Below are 23,622 nucleotides of genomic sequence, written 5' to 3' on the forward strand. Positions count from 1 at the left end.
CTCTCGAACCTATGCTTTCAGAAAATATCATAAAATTGCAAATCATTGATAATCATATATAATCAAATGTATGGAGTAAATCTAAATCTTTCTGAATATGTTTTGTTATCTCAAATATTGGGTGTAAATTTGGGTGTAATTTTCAAACGCACCCAATTATGAATATCAAACGAAACATCATTTTTGCATTGGAAAGCCGAAAGAAGAACGGAGTGCCAATCGTGGAGAACGTGCCTATCCGTATGCGTGTCATATATGCAAGCCAACGCATCGAGTTTACAACAGGCTACCGGATTGACGTAGCCAAATGGGATGCCGACAAACAACGGGTAAAGAACGGATGCACCAACAAACTAAAACAAAGCGCATCCGAAATCAATGCGGACTTGCTGAAATACTATGCCGAGATTCAAAACGTGTTCAAGGAGTTTGAGGTACAGGAAACCATGCCGACCACCCAACAGCTAAAAGATGCGTTCAACCTGCGGATGAAAGATGCCAACGAAGAGCAGCAGGAAGAAACACAGATAAGTTTTTGGGAGGTATTCGATGAGTTTGTAACCGAGTGTGGCAATCAAAATAATTGGACGGCATCTACCTATGAGAAATTTGCAGCGGTAAGAAATCACCTCAATGAGTTCAAAGAAGATGCAACCTTTGAATATTTCAACGAGTTCGGATTGAACGAATATGTGAATTTCCTGCGTGACAAAAAGGATATGAGGAACAGCACCATCGGTAAGCAGATGGGATTCCTCAAATGGTTCCTGCGTTGGAGCTTCAAGAAAGGGCATCATCAAAACATGGCATACGACACTTTCAAACCCAAATTGAAAACCACCTCTAAAAAGGTGATATTCCTGACTTGGGACGAATTGAACAGGCTGAAAGATTATCAGATACCAAAAGACAAACAATATCTGGAGCGTGTCAGGGACGTTTTTCTGTTCTGTTGCTTCACAAGCCTGCGATATTCAGATGTTCGTAACCTGAAAAGAAGTGATGTGAAACCCGACCATATCGAAGTTACAACAGTCAAAACGGCAGACAGTCTGATTATTGAACTGAACGACCATAGCAAAGCCATACTTGAAAAATACAAGGAAGTCCATTTTGAAGACCACATGGCACTGCCCGTTATCAGCAATCAGAAGATGAATGATTATCTGAAAGAACTGGGGGAACTGGCTGAAATCAACGAACCTGTACGGGAAACATATTATAAAGGGAATGAGCGTATAGATGAAGTCACCCCAAAATACGCATTACTAAGCACCCACGCAGGAAGAAGAACATTCATCTGTAATGCGCTGGCTCTCGGAATTCCGGCACAGGTGGTAATGAAATGGACGGGGCATAGCGACTATAAAGCTATGAAACCCTACATTGATATTGCGGATGATATTAAGGCAAACGCCATGAACAAGTTTAACCAACTATAAAAGTATCAATCAGTTTCATAGATTATCCGCTATTTGAATTATATTTGCGACAACAATAAACATTAGAATGGAAAATAACAGAGAACATCATATAGGAAAAACGGACTTTGACGCATTTGTTCATGCCGTTGGTTCGGAAATAGAACAAGCGCAAGTCCGGCTGATTACCGCTGCCAATGCGCAAATGCTGTTCCATTACTGGAAAATGGGCAACTATATCCTGTATCATCAGAACTTGAAAGGTTGGGGAAGCAAAATCATCAAGCAACTGGCAAAGGCTATCCGGTTCAATTACCCCGAAAAGAAAGGTTATTCGGAGCGTAACCTTACTTATATGTGCCAATTTGCACGGTCATATCCGTTGAACGTGCTACGAAGTTTCATTGATACAGATACAAGGCTGTCTGTTCCAAGCATACAGAATGTTACAGATGAAGTATTGAAACTGAACAACGGACAATTTACGCAGGAACTTACTGCGCAAATACAATCCGCTGATTGTCAATCTTTAGAAATTACGCAGGAAGTTCCTGCGCAAATTCAGGATGTGGAGAAAACAGTTTCTGCCATTTACAGGATGGAAATTAGGGAAATAGAAAAAGTTTTCCTGAAATCCCCTGTTGCCAAAATAAACTGGGCAAGCCAAATGGTCATACTTGACGGTTCGTTACCGTTAGGCATAGGGTATTGGTACATGAAGCAGTCTGTAGAAATGGGCTGGAGCAGCAATGTCCTTAAAATGCAAATTGAAACCAATCTATATAACAGACAAATCAGCAGCAACAAGGTAAACAATTTCACAGCCACACTTCCGGCACCACAAAGCGACCTTGCCAATTACCTGTTGAAAGACCCATATATCTTCGATTTGGCTGGAGCGAAAGAAAAGGCAGACGAAAGGGACATTGAAGAGCAACTGGTAAAGCACGTCACCCGTTACTTGTTGGAAATGGGCAATGGTTTTGCTTTCGTTGCACGGCAGAAGCATTTTCAAATTGGTAACAGTGATTTCTTTGCCGACCTGATTCTATATTCCATTCCGCTACACGCATACATTGTTGTAGAACTGAAAGCTACCCCGTTCAAACCGGAGTATGCAGGACAACTGAATTTCTACATCAATGTGGTGGATGACAAACTGAGGGGAGAAAATGACAACAAGACTATCGGGCTATTGCTGTGTAAGGGAAAAGACGAGATTGTGGCACAATACGCTTTGACAGGCTACGACCAGCCAATAGGTATCAGTGATTACCAGTTGAGCAAGGCTATACCCGAAAACTTGAAATCAGCTTTGCCAAGTGTGGAAGAGGTGGAAGAAGAACTGGCATCTTTCCTTGACAAGGACAATAATCCCCAAAATTGAAGTCTATGGCAGGAGAAATAAACAAACTGATTCCCCAATATGGAGAACTCAACAGAATATATAATGATTGGGTAATCAATTATGCTTTTTCTTTTGACAAGCAGAAATTCATTACCGACTTTTATCGGCAGCATAATGATACAAAGGCTTTTGAAGCCGCCATCCTTGAGTTGGTACTTGACAAGCAAAAAGAACAATACACATTGATTCTCAATAGTCTGAAAATCGAAATAGAAAAGAATATACGGGCTTATGAAACAAAACCGCTGAATGATGACGTCATAAAGCGTGTGTGTTTTCACTACGCAGACAGGCATAATTCTGCAATCAAGGACCAGTTGGAGATTACCACCAAGTTGCACGAGCCTTTGAATGACGCATACCACAGATATGATTTCATTGGTTTTCGGGAGCATACAGACGAAGAAGAAATACAGGCAGAAAAGGAATATGAACGCTGCAAGGCTGAATACGACAAGGAAAAGAAGGAACTGGATAAACTATATGAACTGCAAAAGCAAGACAGGAAAGAGGCTTTTCAATATATAGAGAACCTTTCCGGTAATGTTTACCGCCTAAGCCTTCTTTTTATGGAAGTTCTGAAAAAGTACCTTCCTGATGATGGGGAAGAAAAACAGCAGGATGAACCAGTCAAGCAAAACGAGCAAGAAGAAGTACAGAATACACCGGAGGGACAACATGAATATTTTGACATGAAGTCGCTTTCACCCATTCATGAAACTTGTGTCGGGGAACAGTTCGAAGCCATTACCATAGCGGACTTCTATGCCAATATAAACCTGTACCCCTGCAAAAACAAACTAAAAATCAAGGCAAGGGAAAAGATACGGGTGTGTTACCTGATGTTCCTGATGAGCGAGAAACTATCCAAGCAATACAGGGATGAATGGAGAAGCCAAATATTAAAATTGTTGGATATTGACGAGAGCTATTACAGGTCGAAATACAAAGAACCTGTTTCCGATTTTCCGAGTGACAGCAACCAAAGATTCGCCAAAGAAATGGAAAGCATATTCTGATAATTCGTGATATAACCTGACATTCTACGAAATTACCACTTTTACCACTCAAATTAATTTTTGAGTGGTATTTTTATTATCTGATATTCAGTGATATACAACAACACCAAATTATATCATCCACATCCTTACCACTCACAACCATACCTAATTTTGCATCGTTCGAGAACAGAAATAACAGCCAGTGCGCAGGGCTGATTGTTTAACGACTAAATAGATTGGACGATGACAAATCTTCAAGAGTTATTATTAAAACCCGTCTGGCAGATGACAGGCGAAGAGTTCATATTTCTAAGCAAGCACGCTTCCAACCAAACGGAAGCGCAGCCGCAGCCCGTCACGGACACAGAAAGAAAATATGTGTACGGAATACTTGGCATTGCCAAATTGTTCGGGTGCAGTCTGCCCACCGCCAACCGTATAAAGAAAAGCGGAAAGATAGACAAAGCCATTACGCAAATAGGGCGCAAGATTATCGTTGATGCGGAACTTGCCCTTGAACTGGCTGGAAAGAAAACCGGAGGACGAAAATAACGGGAGGGAGACTTATGGATTATATGAAAGAGATTAAGGATATATCGGCAGAAGAAGCCGTAATCCTTTGGCAAGCCTCACGTTTGAGCCTGTCGAAAAGTTACGAGAAAGCACCTGAGATTCTTAAAGTGCATGGTTCCGTCATAGGGACATTGGGAAATTTCAGCGCATCCATCGGCAAAGCCAAGAGTAAAAAGACCTTCAATGTGTCGGCTATCGTAGCTGCCGCATTGAAGAACGGCACGACATTGCGATATGTGGCGGAACTTCCGGAAGACAAACGGAAAATCCTTTATGTGGACACGGAGCAAAGCCCATACCATTGCCTGAAAGTCATGAAACGTATTTTGCGGATGGCAGGACTTCCCGATGACAGGGACAATGAGAATCTTGAATTTCTCGCTTTGAGGAAATACACACCCGAACAGCGTATCAGGATTGTCGAACAGGCTATCTACAATACGCCTGACATAGCCCTTGTAATCATAGACGGCATCCGTGACATGGTATATGACATCAACAGTCCCGGTGAATCGACACGCATCATATCCAAGCTGATGCAGTGGACGGACGACAGGCAGATACATATCCACACGATACTCCACCAGAACAAGGGCGATGAGAACGCGAGGGGACATATCGGCACGGAACTGAACAACAAGGCGGAAACCGTCCTCCTTGTGGAAAAGGACAAGGGCAACGGGGATATAAGCAATGTTTCAGCCATGCACATACGGGCAATGGACTTCGAGCCTTTTTCATTCCGTATCAATGACAATGCCCTGCCTGAACTGATGGAGGGTTACAAGCCGGAAGCCAAGAAACCGGGAAGACCCGAAGAAGAAAAGTTCGACCCTTACAGGCATATCACCGAACAGCAACACCGAATCGCACTGGAAGCCGTTTTCGGACTGAAAGAAGAATACGGCTACAAGGAACTGGAAGACACCTTAATCAAGACCTATGTGTCGGTGGGTGTAAAGCTAAACCATAAAAAGGCGGTATCGCTCATCACCATGCTTAGGAACAAACGGATGATAGTACAGGAGAACGGCAGAAAGTACACGTTCATGCCCGACTTCCACTATTAGCCCACACCATGTAATCGCTTCACTTTATTCCGAGGGTCTATATATTAGGGATAAAGCGAAGTGGTTGCGGAATGTGACAAAACCGCTTCACTTTATTACCGTACCCTATATATACGAAAATAAAGTGAAGTGATTATAGACCGTACTTCATAAAGATGTACGGGCGAAAAGAGTAAAGCCAAGCCTTTGTCTTGATTGAAATCAGAGTGGAACACAGAACGTTTCCGCCGCCTGTGGCGGCAGAAACGTTTTTAGTTACCTTTGCTGTAGGCATAAGAAGCAAGCCGTTTTTTTCTTGGGTTTTCAATCCCACAAAAGAGTATGGCTCCTTGTCCTGCGAATCGAAGATTGGTCGTCAGAGGCCGTATAGAAGAATGCTCATCGACAGGACATGGCTTATGCCATTTATCCATCAACAAGAGTAACGATATTACCATGGCAAAGAAAGCAAAAAAAGTCAAGACCGCCAAAGGTGCGGAACTTCGGATAGTTAATCCCGATGCGGCGGGGATAGACATCGCGGACGGTATCATGCAAGTTTGCGTCCCTGCCGACCGATCCAAGGACAACAACCGCGCGTTCGGAGCATATACATCCGACCTGCATGCCATCTCGGCATGGCTCAGGGAGTGCGGCATAAAGACAGTCGCAATGGAATCCACCGGGGTTTACTGGATACCGCTGTTCTGCCGCCTTCAGGAAGACGGACTGGATGTCGTATTGACCAACGCAAGGGACGTGAAGAACATAACGGAGAGGAAAACCGACGAGTCGGATGCCGAATGGCTGATGTTGCTGCACCAGTACGGGTTGCTCAAGGCAAGTTTCCAACCGCACAACGACGCCAAACGGATGAGGACACTCACCCGTCACCGTGACACCCTCTCGCGTGAGGCCTCAAGCATAGTCCTGCGTATGCAGAAAGCCATGCAGCAGATGAACATAAAACTTACGCTTGTCCTGTCTGACATTACGGGAAAATCCGGCATACGTATCATCGAGGCCATTCTTGCAGGTGAACGTGACCCCAAGAGACTTGCGGACCTGGCTGACATCCAGTGCAAGACTCCGAAAGAGGAAATAGCCAAGGCACTTGAGGGCAACTGGGAAGAAGACCTCATGTTTGTCCTCAGGCAAAACTATGATACTTTCAAACATTATTGTACCCAACTTGGCGAGTGCGATGCAGAACTGGAGAAACTCATGGAAAACTACCGTGCGGAGGTTGCCAAAGTGGAAGATACTTCATATAGCCCGGCAAAAAAACGCCGCGATTATAAAAAGACCAGGCATACCGTGGGCTTCGACGTGGAAAGGAAAGCATACGAAATGTGGGGAGTGAACGTTTTTGAGATACCGGGCATAAGCCACCTGACCGCACTTGAACTGATGAGTGAACTGGGGCACGACTTTACCCGGAAGTTCCCGTCTTCCAAACAGTTCTGCTGTTGGTGCAACATCTCACCGAACACCAAGATATCAGGAGGAAAAAGAATATCAAGCCACGTGCCACACCGTCGGAACAATGTCGGGTTGATTTTTAGAAGTATCGCTTCTTCGCTCGCCAATGCGAAGAACCAATTGGGGAACTTCTACCGCAGAATACGTTCACGGGCCGGAGGTAAAGCCGCAGTCATTGCCACTGCCCACAAGGTAGCCGAGATATTCTTTGCCATGGTTGCAAACCAAACAACTTATAATCCGGAAAGAGTAGGTATAGACGAGAAAGTATTACTCGAAAAACGGATTACAAGATACAAACGTGAATTAGAACGAATTACAGGGACACATATAGAAATTGGCAATGCATGTGTTCCATAGAAGAAATAAACCAATTCAATTATCATTAAACCAATCGTTTTATGGATATACAGACAGCGAAACAAATCAAGATAGCAGATTATCTGTACAGTTTGGGCTTTTCTCCGGTTAAACAGCAGGGAATAAACCTGTGGTATAAGTCACCGCTAAGGGAAGAAACGGAAGCCTCGTTCAAGGTGAATACAGAACGTAACCAATGGTATGATTTTGCACTCGGCAAGGGTGGGAACATCATCGCACTTGCGCAGGAACTTTACAGTTCAGACCATGTGCCATACCTCCTGCAAAGAATCGGAGAGCTGGCACCCGGCATTCGTCCCGTATCTTTTTCTTTTGGCAAGCAATCATCTTCCGAGCCGAGTTTTCAGCAGTTGGAGATTGTACCACTTTCTTCTCCTGCCCTATTCACCTATTTGCAGGAAAGGGGAATAAACATTGCACTGGCAAAAAGAGAATGTAAGGAAGCGCACTTCACCCATAAAGGCAAACGGTATTTCGCCATCGCCTTTCCCAACATGTCGGGTGGGTATGAAATCCGCAACAGATATTTCAAAGGCTGCATTTCCCCAAAGGAAATATCCCACATCAGACAATCAGGAACAGCAAGGGAAACGTGTTATGTGTTTGAGGGATTTATGGACTACCTTTCATTTCTCACTTTGAGATTGGAGAATTGCCCGAAATATCCCGAACTGGATAGGCAAGATTATATGGTGCTGAATTCCGTAGCCAATGTTTCCAAAGCCCTCTATCCTTTGGGGAGCTACGAGCGCATCCATTGTTTCTTTGACAATGACCGTGCAGGGATGGAAGCACTCCAACAAATCCGTATGGAATACGGCAGGGACTTATACATCCGTGACGCTTCGCAGACATACAGCGGATGCAAGGACTTGAACGAATACTTACAGAAACAGGCTGAAAGAAACAGGCAAGTTCAATCAGCAAAAGGGACGCGCAGCCAACCACCAAAAAAGAAAAACGGCTTTTGGTTATAGCCCACTATAACTACACGCTTCGCTTTCGTAGTTGTGGGCTCTCCCGAGGGGCTTATGGTTCTGCCCTAAGAACCCGGCAAGGGCTGTCAGCCCTATACAACCCGACCAAAGAGTGACCCTCTCTTTGGAAACTCCGCTTATGGGTGGCACCCCTAAGAACCCCTCTGTGAAAGTGAGCAAAACAATCTATCGTAAACAATAAATCAGAATAGTCATGGCAACAAAATCAAGCATACATATCAAGCCTTGCAACGCTAAATCAAGCGAGGCTCATAACCGAAGGACTGCCGAATACATGCGTAATATCGGAGAGTCCAGAATCTACATTGTACCCGAACTATCCACCGACAACGAACGATGGATAAACCCGGACTTCGGCAGCCCCGACCTGCAAACGCACTACGACCACATCAAACAAATGGTAAAGGAAAAGACTGGTCGTGCCATGCAGGAGAAAGAACGTGAGCGCAAAGGGAAGAACGGAAAAATCATAAAAGTGGCAGGGTGTTCACCCATCCGTGAGGGTGTGCTGCTTATCAAACCGGACACCACACTGGCAGACGTGAAGAAATTTGGCGAGGAATGTCAAAGACGCTGGGGCATCACTCCGCTTCAAATCTTCCTGCACAAGGACGAGGGGCATTGGCTGAACGGAAAGCCTGATGCAGAGGACAAAGAGAGTTTCCAAGTCGGTGAAAGATGGTTCAAGCCGAATTACCATGCACATATCGTATTCGACTGGATGAACCACGACACGGGCAAGAGCCAAAAGCTCAACGATGACGATATGATGGAAATGCAGACTTTGGCTTCTGACATCCTCTCCATGCAACGTGGGCAATCCAAAGCCGAGACAGGCAAGGAACATTTGGAAAGGAACGATTTCATCATTGAGAAACAGAAAGCCGAACTGCAACGTATAGATGAAACCAAACGACACAAGGAACAACAGGTAAGTCTTGCCGAACAGGAACTCAGACAGGTAAAATCAGAAATACGCACGGACAAACTAAAAAGCGTAGCCACCGATGCTGCCACCGCCATAGCAAGCGGAGTTGGTTCTCTTTTCGGAAGTGGAAAGCTGAAAGAACTGGAGCGAACTAACGAAAATTTGCACCAAGAGATTGCCGAACGAAACAAAGGTATTGACACCCTCAAAATCCAAATGCAGGAAATGCAAGAACGACATGACAAACAGATACGCAATCTTCAAGGAATACATAACCAAGAACTTGAAGCCAAAGACAGGGAAATATCACGATTGAACACCCTACTTGAAAAGGCATTCAAGTGGTTTCCGATGCTTAGAGAAATGTTGAGAATGGAACAACTATGTGCTGTCATTGGGTTTACTAAAGATATGATTGATTGTCTTTTGACAAAGAAAGAAGCCATCAGATGTAATGGAAAAATCTATTCCGAAGAGCATAGACGAAGATTTGAAATCAAAAACGACATCTTCAAGGTAGAGAAACATCCAACCGATGATAGCAAACTGGTACTGACTATAAATAGACAACCAATAAGCGAATGGTTCAAGGAACAAGTGGAGAAATTACGGCAAGGTTTACGCAACACTGCAGAAGAACCAAGAAAAAGTAAAGGATTTAGAATGTAAAATACTTTTGTTTTAGAGTGCGAAAGTACCATTTCCGACAACGGGAATGGTACTTTTTACTAATTTTATGAAGTCAACAAATAGTTTACTTGGATTCGGCTATGGCATAGTAGCGTTCTTCATGCAAGTCATCCGCATTTTGGTGAACAATTGCCACACGCGTAGTCTTATTTTCATAAGTTTCCACCACATCTGCACCTTCGGGAAGTGTCTTGAAATCAGACGCGGTTAGTGAAGACTTTTCGCCTAAATGCTTTCCCAACAGCCATTTCAATCCCTCTTCTTGCGCTTTGAGGTATTCTGCATCAGCAAGATGCGAAGAATTAGATACTTGTATTTTTATGAAACAAGTCTCATTGGCTTTTTGAGTATCTGTCAATAGAAACTCATAACGGGTATCAAGGACATTATATATACCATTAGTCTTAGGGTTGGCAAGTGCAAAACTTCCATTCTTCCAGTCCACCCCAAGGAAGTCACGTTCACGCATGACCTGAGTCGTTGAACACTCGTATATCAGCTTTCCATCTTTATAGCCTTTAAGACAAATCGGGAAATCTGTTTTCTCGTAAAAATAAGAACCCCACTGGGAAGTAAAACTTTCCTCCGTCCTGTTCCCATCTGTACTATATCTGTAAACGCAATAAGTATCAGGTAAAAGCGGAGAAGACATTTCAATCAGGTCATAGTATTTCAAGAAGTCTGGTGTGACGGGGAATGAGTATTCGTCTCTATGATTGAGTATTCTAAATGTCAGAAAATCAAAAGGAGCAGCCAACGGGGTGTCCAAATCCATAAATGGAACAAGTTGCACCATCTTCAACTTAAACTTAGCCTCTTCAGGCAGTTCTTCCGGTTTGGGAGTGACAGGAGGAATGTCATTTATGATTTTAAGAAGCTCATAAGCTATATTCGAGCCGTCAGCCGGTGGATTGGCAAATGTCGTTTTACGTACTTCCAACTCATATTCATGTCCGCGTACATAATCAAATCCCTGAATGCCGCCAAAGGCAAGATGGGAATATTCCAAATCACCATCTTCTTTCACAAGCATACACTCTACAGGAACTTCACTTCCCCATGGCATATACGTACCTGTTTCGGCAGACACATACATTTTTATTGTTTCCACTCTGTCTGTAAGTTCGTCTTCATCGCAACTCACCAAAAAGACGATGCTTGTCAGTGCCAATAAAACCGTTTTAATACATTTAGTCATCATCGTTTATCTATTAAAAGTCTTTGAAATCTGTTCACCCACACGTCTGAGAGCTCCCTTAATATCAGCATTTGCGCTGAATCCAAGCGTAGTATAAGCACCTTGACAGGAAACTAAAGGGCGGTCTGTATTGAAATCTATAAAATTGACTGTGACCACAGTTTCTTCTTGCCGGGCAGAGACCCCGAATTTGGCTATCAATAAAGCAGATTGTTCCTCCTGCGTCAAATCACCCATACGATACTGGCTCACCATAGTCAGGCCCGATTGTCCCACTGCATCGTACAATTGAATTTGATACTGCACGAGTTCGGGCGGCATCCTGTACGTGTCATTATCAATGACTGTAACATATTTGTATTTTGTCAAATCGGTATCTTGTGAAATCACCGATTTAGAAACCGTACAGCTTGCCAAAACCATTGACAAGAACATACTGAATAGAAAAATATACTTTTTCATCATTTATCATACGCAAGTTAATAAGCTATTAAAACAATTACAAAAATAGCGATAATATTCAGACTTCAATTCAATTACCACTATTTTTAACTTATAACTCACAACCTTGATATTTCTAAGGATTTGCCTCTCTTGTATTTGGAAAAGTGTTACAGTAGTAAACTGGTGTGAATAAGGGATGCTTGATTCATCTTAAATAATACAAAAACACCCAACTTTACATTTTTGGGTGTAAAATTGGGTGTTTGTTTTGCAATTTACTGATTTTCAGCGTTTATTGCGGAGAGACAGGGATTCGAACCCCGGGTACCTCGCAGTACAACGGTTTTCAAGACCGCCGCAATCGACCACTCTGCCACCTCTCCAAAACTCCTTTATCAGAAGTGCTTTCCGTTGAAAGCGGTGCAAAGGTACGAATCATTTTTAAATCTGCAAACATTCTGATATTTTTTTCGCGAATTAATCGTATTTTTGCAGTTCATTAGTAAGAACAGAAATATGATATACCCTCAAAACTTTGAGCAAAAGATAGGATTCGACCAGATAAGACAGTTACTAAAAGATAAGTGCCTCAGTACTTTAGGTGAAGAAAGAGTTACAGACATGAACTTTTCCGAGCAACATGAAGAGGTTGAGGAGAAATTAAACCAAGTAACAGAGTTTGTCCGCATCATCCAGGAAGAGGACGGATTTCCCGATCAATTTTTCTTTGATGTCCGTCCTTCGCTAAAACGTGTGCGAATAGAAGGAATGTATTTGGACGAACAAGAATTATTTGATCTACGCCGTTCATTAGAAACCATCCGTGACATTGTACGCTTTCTGCATCGGAATGAAGATGAAGAAGGAAACAATACCCCCTACCCCAGCCTGCAACGACTGGCAGGAGATATTGCCGTGTTCCCGCAACTGATAGGAAAAATAGACGGCATTCTTAACAAATATGGAAAAATCAAGGATAATGCCTCTACCGAATTAGCCCGCATACGTCGCGAACTTGCCAGTACGATGGGAAATATTTCCCGTTCATTAAACAGCATCCTGCGTAGTGCGCAGTCCGAAGGATACGTGGACAAAGATGTAGCTCCCACCATGCGTGACGGACGTCTGGTGATTCCAGTTGCCCCTGGACTCAAGCGAAAAATCAAAGGTATCGTACACGATGAATCTGCCAGCGGAAAAACTGTGTTTATAGAACCGGCGGAAGTGGTAGAAGCCAACAACCGCATCCGTGAACTCGAAGGTGATGAACGACGTGAGATCATTCGTATCCTTACCGAGTTCTCGAATATCCTTCGTCCATCTATTCCGGAAATTCTTCAATCATACGAATTTCTGGCAGAGATAGATTTTATCCGTGCGAAAAGTTACTTCGCCATACAGACCAATAGTCTGAAACCCACCGTAGAGAATGAGCAACTACTGGATTGGACAATGGCAGTGCATCCTTTATTACAACTTTCATTAGCCAAACATGGAAAGAAAGTCGTACCACTGGATATAGAGCTCGATCAAAAACAACGTATCCTTATTATATCCGGGCCGAATGCCGGAGGTAAGTCCGTCTGTTTGAAAACAGTCGGTTTGCTACAATATATGCTGCAATGCGGCATGCTGATTCCCTTGCACGAACGTAGTCATGCCGGTATATTCAGTAGCATCTTTATCGATATTGGTGATGAGCAATCTATTGAAGATGATTTGAGTACCTACTCTTCTCACTTGACCAATATGAAAATCATGATGAAGAGCTGTAACGAACGGAGCCTCATCCTGATTGACGAGTTCGGTGGAGGTACGGAGCCGCAAATCGGAGGTGCTATTGCCGAAGCTGTACTGAAACGTTTCAACCAGAAAGGAACATTCGGAGTCATCACTACCCACTACCAGAATCTGAAACATTTTGCCGAAGATCATGAAGGAGTAGTGAACGGAGCCATGCTTTACGACCGTCATCTCATGCAAGCACTTTTCCAATTACAAATCGGTAATCCGGGAAGTTCGTTCGCCGTAGAAATTGCACGAAAAATCGGACTACCGGAAGATGTCATCGCAGATGCTTCGGAAATCGTAGGAAGCGAATATATCAATGCAGACAAATACCTTCAGGACATTGTACGCGACAAGCGTTACTGGGAAGGGAAACGTCAAACCATCCGTCAACGGGAAAAGCACATGGAAGAAACCATTGCCCGTTACCAGACAGAGATGGAAGAATTGCAAAAATCCCGGAAAGAGATTATCCGGCAAGCAAAAGAAGAAGCGGAACGCATGCTTCAGGAATCCAATGCCCGCATTGAAAATACGATTCGTACAATAAAGGAAGCGCAAGCTGAAAAGGAAAAGACGCGCCAGGCACGTCAGGAACTGACAGACTTCCGTACTTCTCTGGATGCATTGGCATCTAAAGAGCATGAAGAGAAGATTGCAAAAAAAATGGAGAAACTAAAGGAAAAGCAAGAACGGAAGAAAAACAAGAAGAGTGAACCGAAAGCTGCAGTCTCTTCTCCATCAAGTGCCCCTAAAATAGTGCCGATTGCAATAGGAGAAAATGTAAAAATCAAAGGACAGACAAGCGTCGGCCAAGTGATGGAAATCAGTGGTAAAAATGCGACTGTTGCTTTTGGAAGCATAAAAACGACCGTAAAAATAGACCGTCTGGAACGTGCCAATCATACGCCCAAGACGGAAGGGATTGCAAAAAGCACTTTTGTCAGCAGCCAGACACACGATCAGATGTATGAAAAGAAGCTTAGCTTCAAACAGGACATTGATGTACGCGGAATGCGTGGGGATGAAGCCTTACAGGCAGTCACCTATTTTATTGATGACGCCATATTAGTCGGCATGGATCGTGTACGTATCCTTCACGGCACAGGAACGGGAATACTTCGTACACTTATCCGCCAATATCTGGCCACCGTACCGGGAGTCAGTCACTATTCCGACGAACATGTACAGTTTGGCGGTGCCGGAATCACAGTAGTCGATTTTGACTAACACGTAAACAAAACGTTCAAAGAACTTGTTCTCATTTAGAAAACCACTACCTTTGTTACAGTGGTTTTCTAAAACGAGAATAAAGCATGAAAAATAATCTGTTAAGCGAAAAGCTTATTTATACAGGAGAAAGTCTTACTCCTACCCATTTACATCTTTGTACTTACAATGCTACCGAGATGCAGGAAAGTTCTAGTGATACTTTTCAAGCCATCAAAGGTACGCTGAACAACGATCAAATCAACTGGCTACAGATACACGGAATGAAAAACACAGAAACTATCCGGGAAATTTGCAGTCATTTCGAAATAGACTTCCTTGTCTTACAAGATATATTGAATGCGGACCATCCGACCAAGATAGAAGAACATGATAAATACATTGTCCTGATCTTAAAGATATTCTATCCGAACGAACATAAAGAAGAAAATGAACTGGATGAACTGCTCCAACAGCAAGTCTGCCTTATCATAGGAAATAATTATGTACTGACTTTCCTCGAAAAAGAAACTGATTTCTTTGATGATGTCAGTTCTGCCTTGCGTAATGATGTTCTGAAGATACGCAGCCGTCAAACAGATTATCTACTTAGCGTACTGCTCAACAGCGTGATGGGAAACTACATTTCAACCATCTCTTCCATCGATGACGCACTCGAAGATTTGGAAGAAGAATTGCTAACCATCACCAGCGGAGACGACATCGGTATCCAGATTCAGGCATTACGACGCCAATATATGCTAATGAAAAAAGCAATCCTCCCCTTAAAAGAACAATATATAAAGCTATTGCGAGCAGAAAATCTGCTCATCCATAAAGTGAACCGCGCCTTTTTCAATGATGTAAACGACCACTTGCAATTTGTATTACAAACCATCGAAATCTGCCGGGAAACCCTTTCTTCATTAGTCGATCTATACATCTCCAACAATGACTTACGAATGAACGATATCATGAAAAGATTAACCATCGTATCCACCATCTTTATCCCTTTGACATTTCTGGTCGGAGTATGGGGAATGAATTACAAATGGATGCCGGAACTGGAATGGCAGTACGGGTATTTATTTGCCTGGATTATAATGGCAATTATCGGTATTATTGTATATTTGTACTTCAGAAAAAAGAAATGGTATTAACAAAAACACATCATCAGTCATGAAATCGATTAAAGAGCTATACAGGATAGGTACAGGACCTTCCAGTAGCCACACTATGGGACCGCGCAAAGCTGCCGAAATGTTTCTGGAACGTCATCCGGATGCTGCATCTTTTAAAGTAACCCTTTACGGCAGTTTAGCTGCTACAGGCAAAGGACACATGACGGATGTAGCCATTATAGATACCTTGCAACCCACCGCCCCGGTAGAAATTGTATGGCAACCCAAAGTCTTTCTACCGTTCCATCCCAACGGAATGACATTTGCAGCTCTGGACAGTAATGATAAAGTGCAGGAAAACTGGACTGTTTACAGTATTGGCGGCGGTACACTAGCAGAAAACAATGATAATCCAACCATTGAAAGCCCTGATGTATACGGTATGGAAAACATGACCGAAATACTCCAATGGTGTGAAGATACCGGAAAAAGTTATTGGGAATACGTAAAGGAATGTGAGGAAGAAGATATATGGGACTACCTGACTGAAGTATGGGCCACCATGAAAGATGCCATTCACCGTGGACTGGAAGCGGAAGGCGTACTGCCCGGTCCACTAAATCTTAGACGAAAAGCCTCCACCTATTATATACGTGCCACCGGATATAAACAATCCCTCCAATCCAGAGGACTCGTCTTCTCTTATGCTTTGGCGGTAAGTGAAGAAAATGCTTCCGGTGGAAAAATAGTAACCGCACCTACCTGTGGTTCTTGTGGAGTTATGCCTGCCGTACTTTATCATCTTCAAAAAAGCCGTGACTTTAGCGATATGCGCATTTTACGTGCGTTAGCCACTGCCGGTTTATTTGGCAACATCGTCAAATTCAACGCATCCATTTCCGGAGCAGAAGTAGGTTGTCAGGGAGAAGTAGGTGTTGCCTGCGCAATGGCTTCGGCTGCCGCCAATCAATTGTTCGGGGGCAGCCCTGCACAAATTGAGTATGCAGCAGAAATGGGCTTGGAACACCATTTGGGAATGACTTGCGACCCGGTATGCGGATTGGTACAAATTCCCTGTATCGAACGAAATGCATACGCCGCCGCACGTGCGCTGGATGCTAATCTTTATTCAGCTTTTACCGATGGCATGCACCGTGTCTCTTTCGACAAAGTAGTGCAAGTGATGAAACAGACCGGACATGACCTACCGTCACTCTATAAAGAAACAAGTGAAGGAGGATTGGCCAAAGATTACAAACAAATGTAATTATAAAAAGCAACGGACCATTCCTTTTATAGAAATAGTCCGTTGTCATTTTTATGATTAAAAGTTATTCAGTTGGCGGCCAATTCGTATCGTCTCCATTACTGATATCTTTTTCATGTATCAATCCGCCATCCTGCGTGAAATAAAGCGAGTAGCGCTGGCTACCTTGTTTCACCTGAATCACAGATTCCATCGGATTCTGTGGAAATGTCAACACATATACATCTGTCACTACCCACGCGTTATATTTAGAATCCATAAAAGCCGTATAAACAGCCGGCACCAACTGATCAATACTGTTCAGTTCATTTTCTGTCATCACCCAGTTGGCATTAGCATCAAACCAGACTTCCAATTCATCATTACTCACCCAACAGTCAGCTACATAATAAGCACCTTTCATCTCCCATTCTATATTCTGGGCAGCCGGATATACCTGTTTCAAGGCCTCCGTAATATTACTGGGAGGAACAAAAGTATCATCATCGTCATTATCACATGCGCCGAAAGAAAAGGCAGCCATAAGCAACACTACTACCCATGCGCTAAACTTAAATCTCCACATAGTTATCTTCTTGTTTAGGTCTATTTACTGCAACTAGTTAATCATCGGTCTTGATAAATTTTCCTTTCTTATCAAATTTGAAAGAAAGCCCGGTAGACAATTCAATCTCATACCCCTTGCGGTCACGTTCCACTTTTGTCACTCCTTCATTCACAAAATTATGCGCTTTCAGGTAGTTGACAGCAAATCCCGGAACAATACTAACAGGAACAGTCTGCCCTTTCTTAGCACTTACCTCTTCCCAGTTTCCCTTACTGTCAAAATCAATTTCCGTACCATCCATCAATACCACTTCATACTTGGTAGATTCCATCATATCCTTATCAATTTTGATATGGGCAACCTGTGGTTTTGTAAAATTACTATTGATAAAATTACGCGCCGGAAGCGGCAACTGATTCATGTCTTTAGTTATCACATCTTTTGCGAATGAAAACTGCACGGCTACCAGAGCCAGTACAAGTAGAGATAGAATTTTCTTCATAATCGTTATTCTTTTAGCGTTAATACTATACTTTATTCTATGCTACAAATAACGATACAGATTCCGGAAAGATTTAGGAATATTATGAGTTTGCTCTTTTTTTATATTCTTTAACCATCCTAAAAAACATAATCATCCTTCCATAATCTTCCATTCCCCAATTGTGCATCGTTCACTATCAAAACTGACAGCTATCTTTATAATCGGGAGCCCACACAAAGCAAAACGTTCGGGATAATTCTTCAAGTTAATCTGTTCCATCGCCCGATCCGCTCCTTTATCCAACTTCAATTCCATCACATACAATGTGGTTTCTGTACGAAGTACCATATCCACTCGTCCACGGGGAGTACGAACTTCTACATCCACATAATACCCCAATAAACTGAATATGATATAAAATATCTGCTGATAATGTCCCTCATATTTCGTATTATCGCACTGAGGTATGGTGGACAAGAACATTTGCAAACGACGCAATGCAGCATCTATATCCCCATTACGGATATCTCGAGAAAGATACGCCACCATAGTATTGGTTTCCGGTGCTTTACTAGCAACATAATATGGGAGAAGACTTTTCATTAAGCCTATTCTTACTTCCTTATTGGGGATATCCAATGTATATAAGTCCAATTCCTCATCATAGTCCTTTATCGTAATATAACCACTTTGATATAACAACGGAATAATGCTTGTCATCCTTTCTGTTGGTGCATCAAAATCCTCTACAGCGGCCTTTTTCTTCCCGATTTCGGAAGGTACTACGCCAAACTTATCCAGCATCTTTATCAGATATGTAGGCGTACCACTGCCAAACCAATAAGAACCAATCTTACCTTTTTCCATAGCTGTAAGCAGACTGAATGGATTGTATATGTCAGGCGACGGGTAAGTAAAGTGATACCCGTCATAATTTTCTTTCAGTTTCATCAAAGCTTCTTCTGGAGTAACCTCCAACTTCTTCGCCAACCCCTCCACATCTTCTTTCATTTGAGAACGTATTTCATCCTCACTAATACCACAGATGGCAGCATAAGGTTCATCCATACTAATATTCTCAATATTATTAAGTTCGCTGAATATACTGAGTTGGGAGAATTTGGTAATGCCAGTCAGAAACACATATCGCAGATAAGGATCACACGCTTTCAATGGACTGTAGAAGTTGCGCATGATGTTGCGCAATACATCAAGATTTTCCCGTTCATGCGCCACATCCAGCAAAGGAGCATCGTATTCGTCGATAAGTACGACCACTTTCTTACCTGTTTGTTGATAAGCACGCTTTATCAACCCCATCAAACGCTGATTGGGATTAATCTCCTCCTCTAACCTTCCATAAATTTCTTCGTAATTGAACAATTTCAAATTCAATTCTTGAAATAACTGTTCCTCATCTACATGTTTGGCGGTACTCATATCGAAATGTAGTACCGGGTACTCCATCCATTCTTTCTCCAGCTTCTCAATAGCCAACCCTCTGAACAGTTCTTTATGACCGGAAAAATAACTGTGTAACGTAGAAGTGAGCAATGACTTTCCAAAACGCCGTGGGCGACTTAAAAACATATAGTCAGACGCCGAATGTGTCATCCGGTAAACATATTCTGTTTTATCAATATAGAGGTAATTTCCCTCCCGTATCTTCGAGAATGTCTGTATCCCGATAGGATATAATCTTTGCAAATTTTCCATATCAATCATATATATATTATATATACATCACAAAGATAACAAGTAAATCCGAAAACAGGTATTATACAAGACATTATTATTTTTTCTTAAACAGACAAAAAGATAGCGTTAACCAACATCTCCCCTAAAAACAATATGCCAACGATCCTCACAGACAGCTGGCATATTTCACATATAGATACATATCAGTTTTTACACCGATATGAGGGCCAAGTTAAAAATATACCGCTGTACGATTTCTAACCTGCAAAATGTAGGGATTTCATGAGTTTATCATGAATCTAGGGACCTACATATTTCTTCATTTCAACATTTATCTTATACCATCCCAATGCATTACTACCACCCACTCTTTCGGTTGGTAAGTTCCGTGAAAACGGTGCGGAATCGTAGCAACCACCAAATCACAATTAGAAGCTAATACGGCTCTTAATTCCTTCAATAACATATCCATCCGAACAATTAAATGAAGATACTTCATCATACACCGTATCACCCGTACATACTGATAAATGCACATATCCTCTCCCCGTCTTATCTCACTCAGTGTACTGGGAGAGATAGCAAATTCGCTGGAAAAGAAACTGTTACTGAAAATACGATCCGTTCCCATTAAAGCCAATACCAAATTGCTTAAAAACTCGTATGGTTTCTGTTTTTCTTTTGCCATGTCATTCTATGATTAATAATTTATAATATTTCAGTTTTTATTACTTTATCAAACATTGTCCACATAGGGAAACAATCAGCGATTCACTGCTAAAATCAACTGTCACTGACACTATTCGCAAAAAAGCATATTGCGTGAGCTTCCTGCATTTTTTCGAGCATATAAATTTTCGTCCCTAAAAAAACAACAAGAGTTTATCGTCTGGATACAAGCAAGTTATAAATCTCATACACCTCTTTTTTCCCCCACCAACGTGCCCTCCTTTCAAAAGGCCAAAAGGACATAAGGACAAAAATCCCCTATGGTACTATAAAAATTCCAATGCCAACGACGAAGCCTATTAGTTGGGAGAGGAATTCCAGAAAGGAGCTCCTTTATTTCCCCGAAATTCGTACAATAATCTTACCTTATTGTCGAATGATTGTGTTACTGAAGACGGAAGCAAACGCGAACAAGATGTCGCTCTTCTTTCCAAGCACAGCCCTTTCACTAAATAATCCTGACAATATAGGTAATTTCGTTCAAGAGTTGCCCAATCATTTCATGACAGACAAAACGATTCAGGTTGGCGCAATACACGATTTCAATATTCGTAAGGTTACACGTCTACAAAATCACTTAACATAATAAAAATCAGCAATATACCTCATGATTCTTATACTAAGATGAATAATAACAGTCATATATGTCCTTTTTGTCCTTTTGTCCTTTTGGAGAACTGGAAAAACATCGGGAGATTTGAAAAAAACATCTCAATAATTGAAATCAAACATTGGGATATTTCGATACAAATCTCCCAATGTTTTTTCTTTATATTTGTGTATCTAAATACATCACTATACGTAAAATCAGGAAATATCAACGATCTTCACAGACAGTTGATATAGTGGGAAATTCACATCGGCTTTAACCTCCGATGTCAGGGCGTAGATTAGAAATGCGCCGTCGCGCTATTTCTAATCCACAATGTAGGAGCTTCATGCTGTAAACAGCATGAAGCTAGGGACCTACATTTTTCTTCATCTCACATACGAAACACTCACGTGTTTATTACATCTCAACATTTTCAACATTTATTATATATACCCAAATTGTTTAAGAAAAATCATCTCAAACACTGACCATCATTATCTCTATACCAATCCTTAATAGCTTCTTCAAATGTATAATGAAACTTATACCCCGAATCAGCCAGTTTCTTTCCACATATATTAGTAGAGATCATTAACTTCTTCACACGAGCCGGACAAATACCTAGTGCCTTTCCCCCTAACGGACCGACAATACTTGCAACTGTCATTAGAAGACTTCCCGGCACCTTGACAATGGTACGTTGTAATCCCGTAGCCTTTTTCATCGTTTCTACTATTTGCTCGATAGTAAAAGCCGGTTCAAATGTACAGTTATATAACTCTACTCCTTCGCTATGATTCTCCAACCGGTAAAGCATAAAGCGAACCAATTCTTTCACATAAATGCAAGCTTTAATCGTATCTTTACGACCCGGATAGAAGAACTTACCACCACGGATCCCCCAATACAAACGGGTAAAGTTACCATTTTCCCCTTTACCGAATACCACACCCGGACGAACAATAGTAAGTTGTCGTTCGTTCGACCTTTTTGCCTGCCAAATCGTATGTATTTTTTCAGCCACTAACTTAGAAATTCCATAAGGCGTGTTCGGTGTGGGAAGCGTATCTTCTGTTTTCAAATCTTCTGCTGCACCATAAGGAGCTATGGAACTGGTAAAAACTATTTTCTTTATTCCGAACTTCTCTGCAAAAGCGCATACATTCTCTGCACCACGAATATTCGTCTCAAAATAAGCCTGATCCGGATGCCCCGGAGTACGATGAACGGCTGCAAAGTTAAAGATGACGTCTTCGGAAGTGGGAGTAAAAGTAAGGTGTTCTATAGACTTGCGGACATCACACTCTACAAATACAGACTGCAATACCTGCTCTTCTTTCAGTGGACTCACATAGTTTTTTACGGTAAGTAATGGAGTACCGGGCTTCACAATATCAAGATTGTATACTTGAGCATCAGGATACTGTTGTTTTATTAAAATTGTAAGATGTGTACCAATAAACCCCGTGCCACCTATTATTATATAATTCATAGTAATTCCTTATATTGTTTTTTTAAATTCAAGATTTCTTTCTCAATGGTGAAATTTTCGACAATCCGTTGATGAGCCGTCTCCGCGAAATCATTTCTTTTTTTATCATCTGACAACAATTCATCTATCGCCTTAGCATATTCTGCAACATTCCTATTGGGGACCTCTAAACCCGTAACTTCATGAAGTGATACCCAATTAACTCCCGAGCCTTCTATCGTATATGTTACAGGAACAGCATTACAATACATTGCTTCTGCTAATGTCAAGCCAAAACCTTCTGCTTTTGTATAAGAAGGAAATGCAAAAATGTCAGCTGCATGATAATAACATTTCTTCTCCTGATCGGATAGTCTACCCACAAATTCAACCCTATTTGATTTACAAATAGCTTTCATTTCATCAGTTATTGGTCCCACTCCTCCTATAAAAATATAGCAATCATTCTTTATCAGCTGTTCAGCCTCAATCAAATCCTGGATTCCTTTATGAAGAACATGCCTGCCAATAAAGAAAACAATTTTTCGCCCTTTCGCTTTATCTTTTATTCTTTGTATGATTTCTATATCTCCAGTATTTACATTTAACTTTTGAATATCTATAGCACTTGGAAGAATAGTTGTTTTATTTCTAAATGGGAATAAAGTTTTGGACGAATCGCGATAATTAGGTGATGTAGGTGCAATCAGATCCGCTCTTTTTAGCAATATTGTTTCAAAAGGCTTAATAAAAGGATATATCTTCTTTTGCTTTGTTATATCAAGATGCCATTGTACATATAATTTCGTGGTTCTTGGTATAATGGGAAGAAGAAGTGCTGTTACAAAAGGATTAGGATAATGAAAATGAATCACATCCGGCTTCCACGTTTTAATAACCTTATATAAATGGCCCCAATATGAAAAAGACAAATCTTGCCTAGCTACACTAAGAAAAACTCCCGGTTTTATTATTTGAATCCCATTGGTTTCTTGAACTTTTGTTTCTTTATCCTCACTGAAACAAATAACTTTTACTTCATATTCATCTTTCAAACCTTCAGATAAGTACTGGCATGTTTGTTCTATACCACCTATATGCGGTGTATAGTAATTTGATATTTGTAGAACTCTTTTCTTCATT

The 23,622-nt window shown here is 41.7% G+C and carries 19 protein-coding genes and 1 tRNA gene; 11 read left to right on the plus strand and 9 right to left on the minus strand.

Annotated features, from left to right (window positions below; translation table 11 throughout):
- The first annotated feature begins 158 nt into the window (after nucleotides 1-158).
- The 8 genes from KSX81_RS00005 to KSX81_RS00040 all read left to right on the plus strand — a co-directional run bounded on the left by KSX81_RS00005 (nucleotide 159) and on the right by KSX81_RS00040 (nucleotide 9,910).
- A complete protein-coding gene (locus KSX81_RS00005; RefSeq protein WP_136498335.1) occupies nucleotides 159-1,442 on the plus strand; it encodes a site-specific integrase in 1,284 nt (427 codons plus the stop codon).
- Nucleotides 1,443-1,509: 67 nt separating this feature from the next.
- Nucleotides 1,510-2,808: a YhcG family protein gene (locus tag KSX81_RS00010; protein WP_136498336.1), complete on the plus strand. Its 1,299-nt coding sequence runs from the start codon at nucleotides 1,510-1,512 to the stop codon at nucleotides 2,806-2,808.
- 5 nt (nucleotides 2,809-2,813) lie between these two features.
- Nucleotides 2,814-3,848 (plus strand): hypothetical protein, encoded by a 1,035-nt coding sequence (locus tag KSX81_RS00015; protein ID WP_136498337.1) that lies wholly within the window; start codon nucleotides 2,814-2,816, stop codon nucleotides 3,846-3,848.
- Nucleotides 3,849-4,073: 225 nt separating this feature from the next.
- Entirely contained in the window at nucleotides 4,074-4,382 is a 309-nt protein-coding gene (locus tag KSX81_RS00020) for a DUF3853 family protein (protein WP_005856031.1), read from the plus strand.
- A gap of 14 nt (nucleotides 4,383-4,396) precedes the next feature.
- Nucleotides 4,397-5,473, plus strand: coding sequence for an AAA family ATPase (locus KSX81_RS00025; protein WP_136498338.1), 1,077 nt, complete (start codon nucleotides 4,397-4,399; stop codon nucleotides 5,471-5,473).
- A 321-nt stretch (nucleotides 5,474-5,794) separates the two neighbouring features.
- The gene (locus KSX81_RS00030; protein ID WP_117986235.1) at nucleotides 5,795-7,294 is read left to right on the plus strand and encodes an IS110 family transposase; all 1,500 of its coding nucleotides are present in this window, start codon (nucleotides 5,795-5,797) and stop codon (nucleotides 7,292-7,294) included.
- Between the two features lie 41 nt (nucleotides 7,295-7,335).
- Nucleotides 7,336-8,292, plus strand: a complete 957-nt coding sequence (locus KSX81_RS00035; RefSeq protein ID WP_136498339.1) for a toprim domain-containing protein — start codon at nucleotides 7,336-7,338, stop codon at nucleotides 8,290-8,292.
- Between the two features lie 214 nt (nucleotides 8,293-8,506).
- A complete protein-coding gene (locus KSX81_RS00040) occupies nucleotides 8,507-9,910 on the plus strand; it encodes a mobilization protein (protein WP_136498340.1) in 1,404 nt (467 codons plus the stop codon).
- A gap of 85 nt (nucleotides 9,911-9,995) precedes the next feature.
- Here KSX81_RS00040 and KSX81_RS00045 read toward each other — a convergent pair whose 3' ends face one another.
- From KSX81_RS00045 to KSX81_RS00055, 3 genes are all read right to left on the minus strand, one after another.
- Complete coding sequence (locus tag KSX81_RS00045) at nucleotides 9,996-11,132, minus strand: DUF4377 domain-containing protein (RefSeq protein WP_136498341.1); 1,137 nt, start codon at nucleotides 11,130-11,132, stop codon at nucleotides 9,996-9,998.
- A gap of 3 nt (nucleotides 11,133-11,135) precedes the next feature.
- Nucleotides 11,136-11,591 (minus strand): hypothetical protein, encoded by a 456-nt coding sequence (locus KSX81_RS00050; RefSeq protein WP_136498342.1) that lies wholly within the window; start codon nucleotides 11,589-11,591, stop codon nucleotides 11,136-11,138.
- Nucleotides 11,592-11,871: 280 nt separating this feature from the next.
- Nucleotides 11,872-11,956 (minus strand) — tRNA-Ser (locus KSX81_RS00055).
- A 133-nt stretch (nucleotides 11,957-12,089) separates the two neighbouring features.
- Here KSX81_RS00055 and KSX81_RS00060 point away from each other — a divergent pair.
- From KSX81_RS00060 to KSX81_RS00070, 3 genes are all read left to right on the plus strand, one after another.
- The gene (locus KSX81_RS00060) at nucleotides 12,090-14,591 is read left to right on the plus strand and encodes an endonuclease MutS2 (RefSeq protein WP_059365530.1); all 2,502 of its coding nucleotides are present in this window, start codon (nucleotides 12,090-12,092) and stop codon (nucleotides 14,589-14,591) included.
- 86 nt (nucleotides 14,592-14,677) lie between these two features.
- Nucleotides 14,678-15,730: a magnesium/cobalt transporter CorA gene (corA, locus tag KSX81_RS00065; RefSeq protein WP_004302250.1), complete on the plus strand. Its 1,053-nt coding sequence runs from the start codon at nucleotides 14,678-14,680 to the stop codon at nucleotides 15,728-15,730.
- Nucleotides 15,731-15,749: 19 nt separating this feature from the next.
- On the plus strand, nucleotides 15,750-16,958 hold the full coding sequence (locus KSX81_RS00070; protein ID WP_004302249.1) for an L-serine ammonia-lyase: 1,209 nt from the start codon (nucleotides 15,750-15,752) through the stop codon (nucleotides 16,956-16,958).
- Between the two features lie 64 nt (nucleotides 16,959-17,022).
- Here KSX81_RS00070 and KSX81_RS00075 read toward each other — a convergent pair whose 3' ends face one another.
- The 6 genes from KSX81_RS00075 to KSX81_RS00100 form a co-directional block, all read right to left on the minus strand.
- Nucleotides 17,023-17,523: a PepSY-like domain-containing protein gene (locus tag KSX81_RS00075; RefSeq protein WP_004302248.1), complete on the minus strand. Its 501-nt coding sequence runs from the start codon at nucleotides 17,521-17,523 to the stop codon at nucleotides 17,023-17,025.
- Nucleotides 17,524-17,560: 37 nt separating this feature from the next.
- Entirely contained in the window at nucleotides 17,561-18,007 is a 447-nt protein-coding gene (locus KSX81_RS00080; protein ID WP_004302247.1) for a PepSY-like domain-containing protein, read from the minus strand.
- Nucleotides 18,008-18,139: 132 nt separating this feature from the next.
- A complete protein-coding gene (locus KSX81_RS00085) occupies nucleotides 18,140-19,714 on the minus strand; it encodes an ATP-binding protein (RefSeq protein WP_004302246.1) in 1,575 nt (524 codons plus the stop codon).
- A 304-nt stretch (nucleotides 19,715-20,018) separates the two neighbouring features.
- Nucleotides 20,019-20,375 (minus strand): hypothetical protein, encoded by a 357-nt coding sequence (locus KSX81_RS00090; protein ID WP_004302245.1) that lies wholly within the window; start codon nucleotides 20,373-20,375, stop codon nucleotides 20,019-20,021.
- Between the two features lie 1,105 nt (nucleotides 20,376-21,480).
- Nucleotides 21,481-22,500: an NAD-dependent epimerase/dehydratase family protein gene (locus KSX81_RS00095; RefSeq protein ID WP_004302241.1), complete on the minus strand. Its 1,020-nt coding sequence runs from the start codon at nucleotides 22,498-22,500 to the stop codon at nucleotides 21,481-21,483.
- On the minus strand, nucleotides 22,497-23,621 hold the full coding sequence (locus KSX81_RS00100; protein WP_004302240.1) for a glycosyltransferase family 4 protein: 1,125 nt from the start codon (nucleotides 23,619-23,621) through the stop codon (nucleotides 22,497-22,499). Before KSX81_RS00100 ends, KSX81_RS00095 begins: the two co-directional genes overlap by 4 nt.
- Nucleotide 23,622: the final 1 nt, after the last annotated feature.

The organism is Bacteroides sp. MSK.18.37 (genome assembly GCF_019129155.2).
GTDB classification, from domain to species: domain Bacteria; phylum Bacteroidota; class Bacteroidia; order Bacteroidales; family Bacteroidaceae; genus Bacteroides; species Bacteroides ovatus.

Coding starts and splice junctions, on each gene's coding strand:
- KSX81_RS00075 (WP_004302248.1), bottom strand. CDS start 17,523: ATGTGGAGATTTAAGTTTAGCGCATGGGTAGTAGTGTTGCTTATGGCT.
- KSX81_RS00015 (WP_136498337.1), top strand. CDS start 2,814: ATGGCAGGAGAAATAAACAAACTGATTCCCCAATATGGAGAACTCAAC.
- KSX81_RS00025 (WP_136498338.1), top strand. CDS start 4,397: ATGGATTATATGAAAGAGATTAAGGATATATCGGCAGAAGAAGCCGTA.
- KSX81_RS00045 (WP_136498341.1), bottom strand. CDS start 11,132: ATGATGACTAAATGTATTAAAACGGTTTTATTGGCACTGACAAGCATC.
- KSX81_RS00050 (WP_136498342.1), bottom strand. CDS start 11,591: ATGAAAAAGTATATTTTTCTATTCAGTATGTTCTTGTCAATGGTTTTG.
- KSX81_RS00040 (WP_136498340.1), top strand. CDS start 8,507: ATGGCAACAAAATCAAGCATACATATCAAGCCTTGCAACGCTAAATCA.
- KSX81_RS00010 (WP_136498336.1), top strand. CDS start 1,510: ATGGAAAATAACAGAGAACATCATATAGGAAAAACGGACTTTGACGCA.
- corA (WP_004302250.1), top strand. CDS start 14,678: ATGAAAAATAATCTGTTAAGCGAAAAGCTTATTTATACAGGAGAAAGT.
- KSX81_RS00085 (WP_004302246.1), bottom strand. CDS start 19,714: ATGATTGATATGGAAAATTTGCAAAGATTATATCCTATCGGGATACAG.
- KSX81_RS00080 (WP_004302247.1), bottom strand. CDS start 18,007: ATGAAGAAAATTCTATCTCTACTTGTACTGGCTCTGGTAGCCGTGCAG.
- KSX81_RS00090 (WP_004302245.1), bottom strand. CDS start 20,375: ATGGCAAAAGAAAAACAGAAACCATACGAGTTTTTAAGCAATTTGGTA.
- KSX81_RS00035 (WP_136498339.1), top strand. CDS start 7,336: ATGGATATACAGACAGCGAAACAAATCAAGATAGCAGATTATCTGTAC.
- KSX81_RS00095 (WP_004302241.1), bottom strand. CDS start 22,500: ATGAATTATATAATAATAGGTGGCACGGGGTTTATTGGTACACATCTT.
- KSX81_RS00020 (WP_005856031.1), top strand. CDS start 4,074: ATGACAAATCTTCAAGAGTTATTATTAAAACCCGTCTGGCAGATGACA.
- KSX81_RS00100 (WP_004302240.1), bottom strand. CDS start 23,621: ATGAAGAAAAGAGTTCTACAAATATCAAATTACTATACACCGCATATA.
- KSX81_RS00070 (WP_004302249.1), top strand. CDS start 15,750: ATGAAATCGATTAAAGAGCTATACAGGATAGGTACAGGACCTTCCAGT.
- KSX81_RS00060 (WP_059365530.1), top strand. CDS start 12,090: ATGATATACCCTCAAAACTTTGAGCAAAAGATAGGATTCGACCAGATA.
- KSX81_RS00030 (WP_117986235.1), top strand. CDS start 5,795: ATGGCTCCTTGTCCTGCGAATCGAAGATTGGTCGTCAGAGGCCGTATA.
- KSX81_RS00005 (WP_136498335.1), top strand. CDS start 159: ATGAATATCAAACGAAACATCATTTTTGCATTGGAAAGCCGAAAGAAG.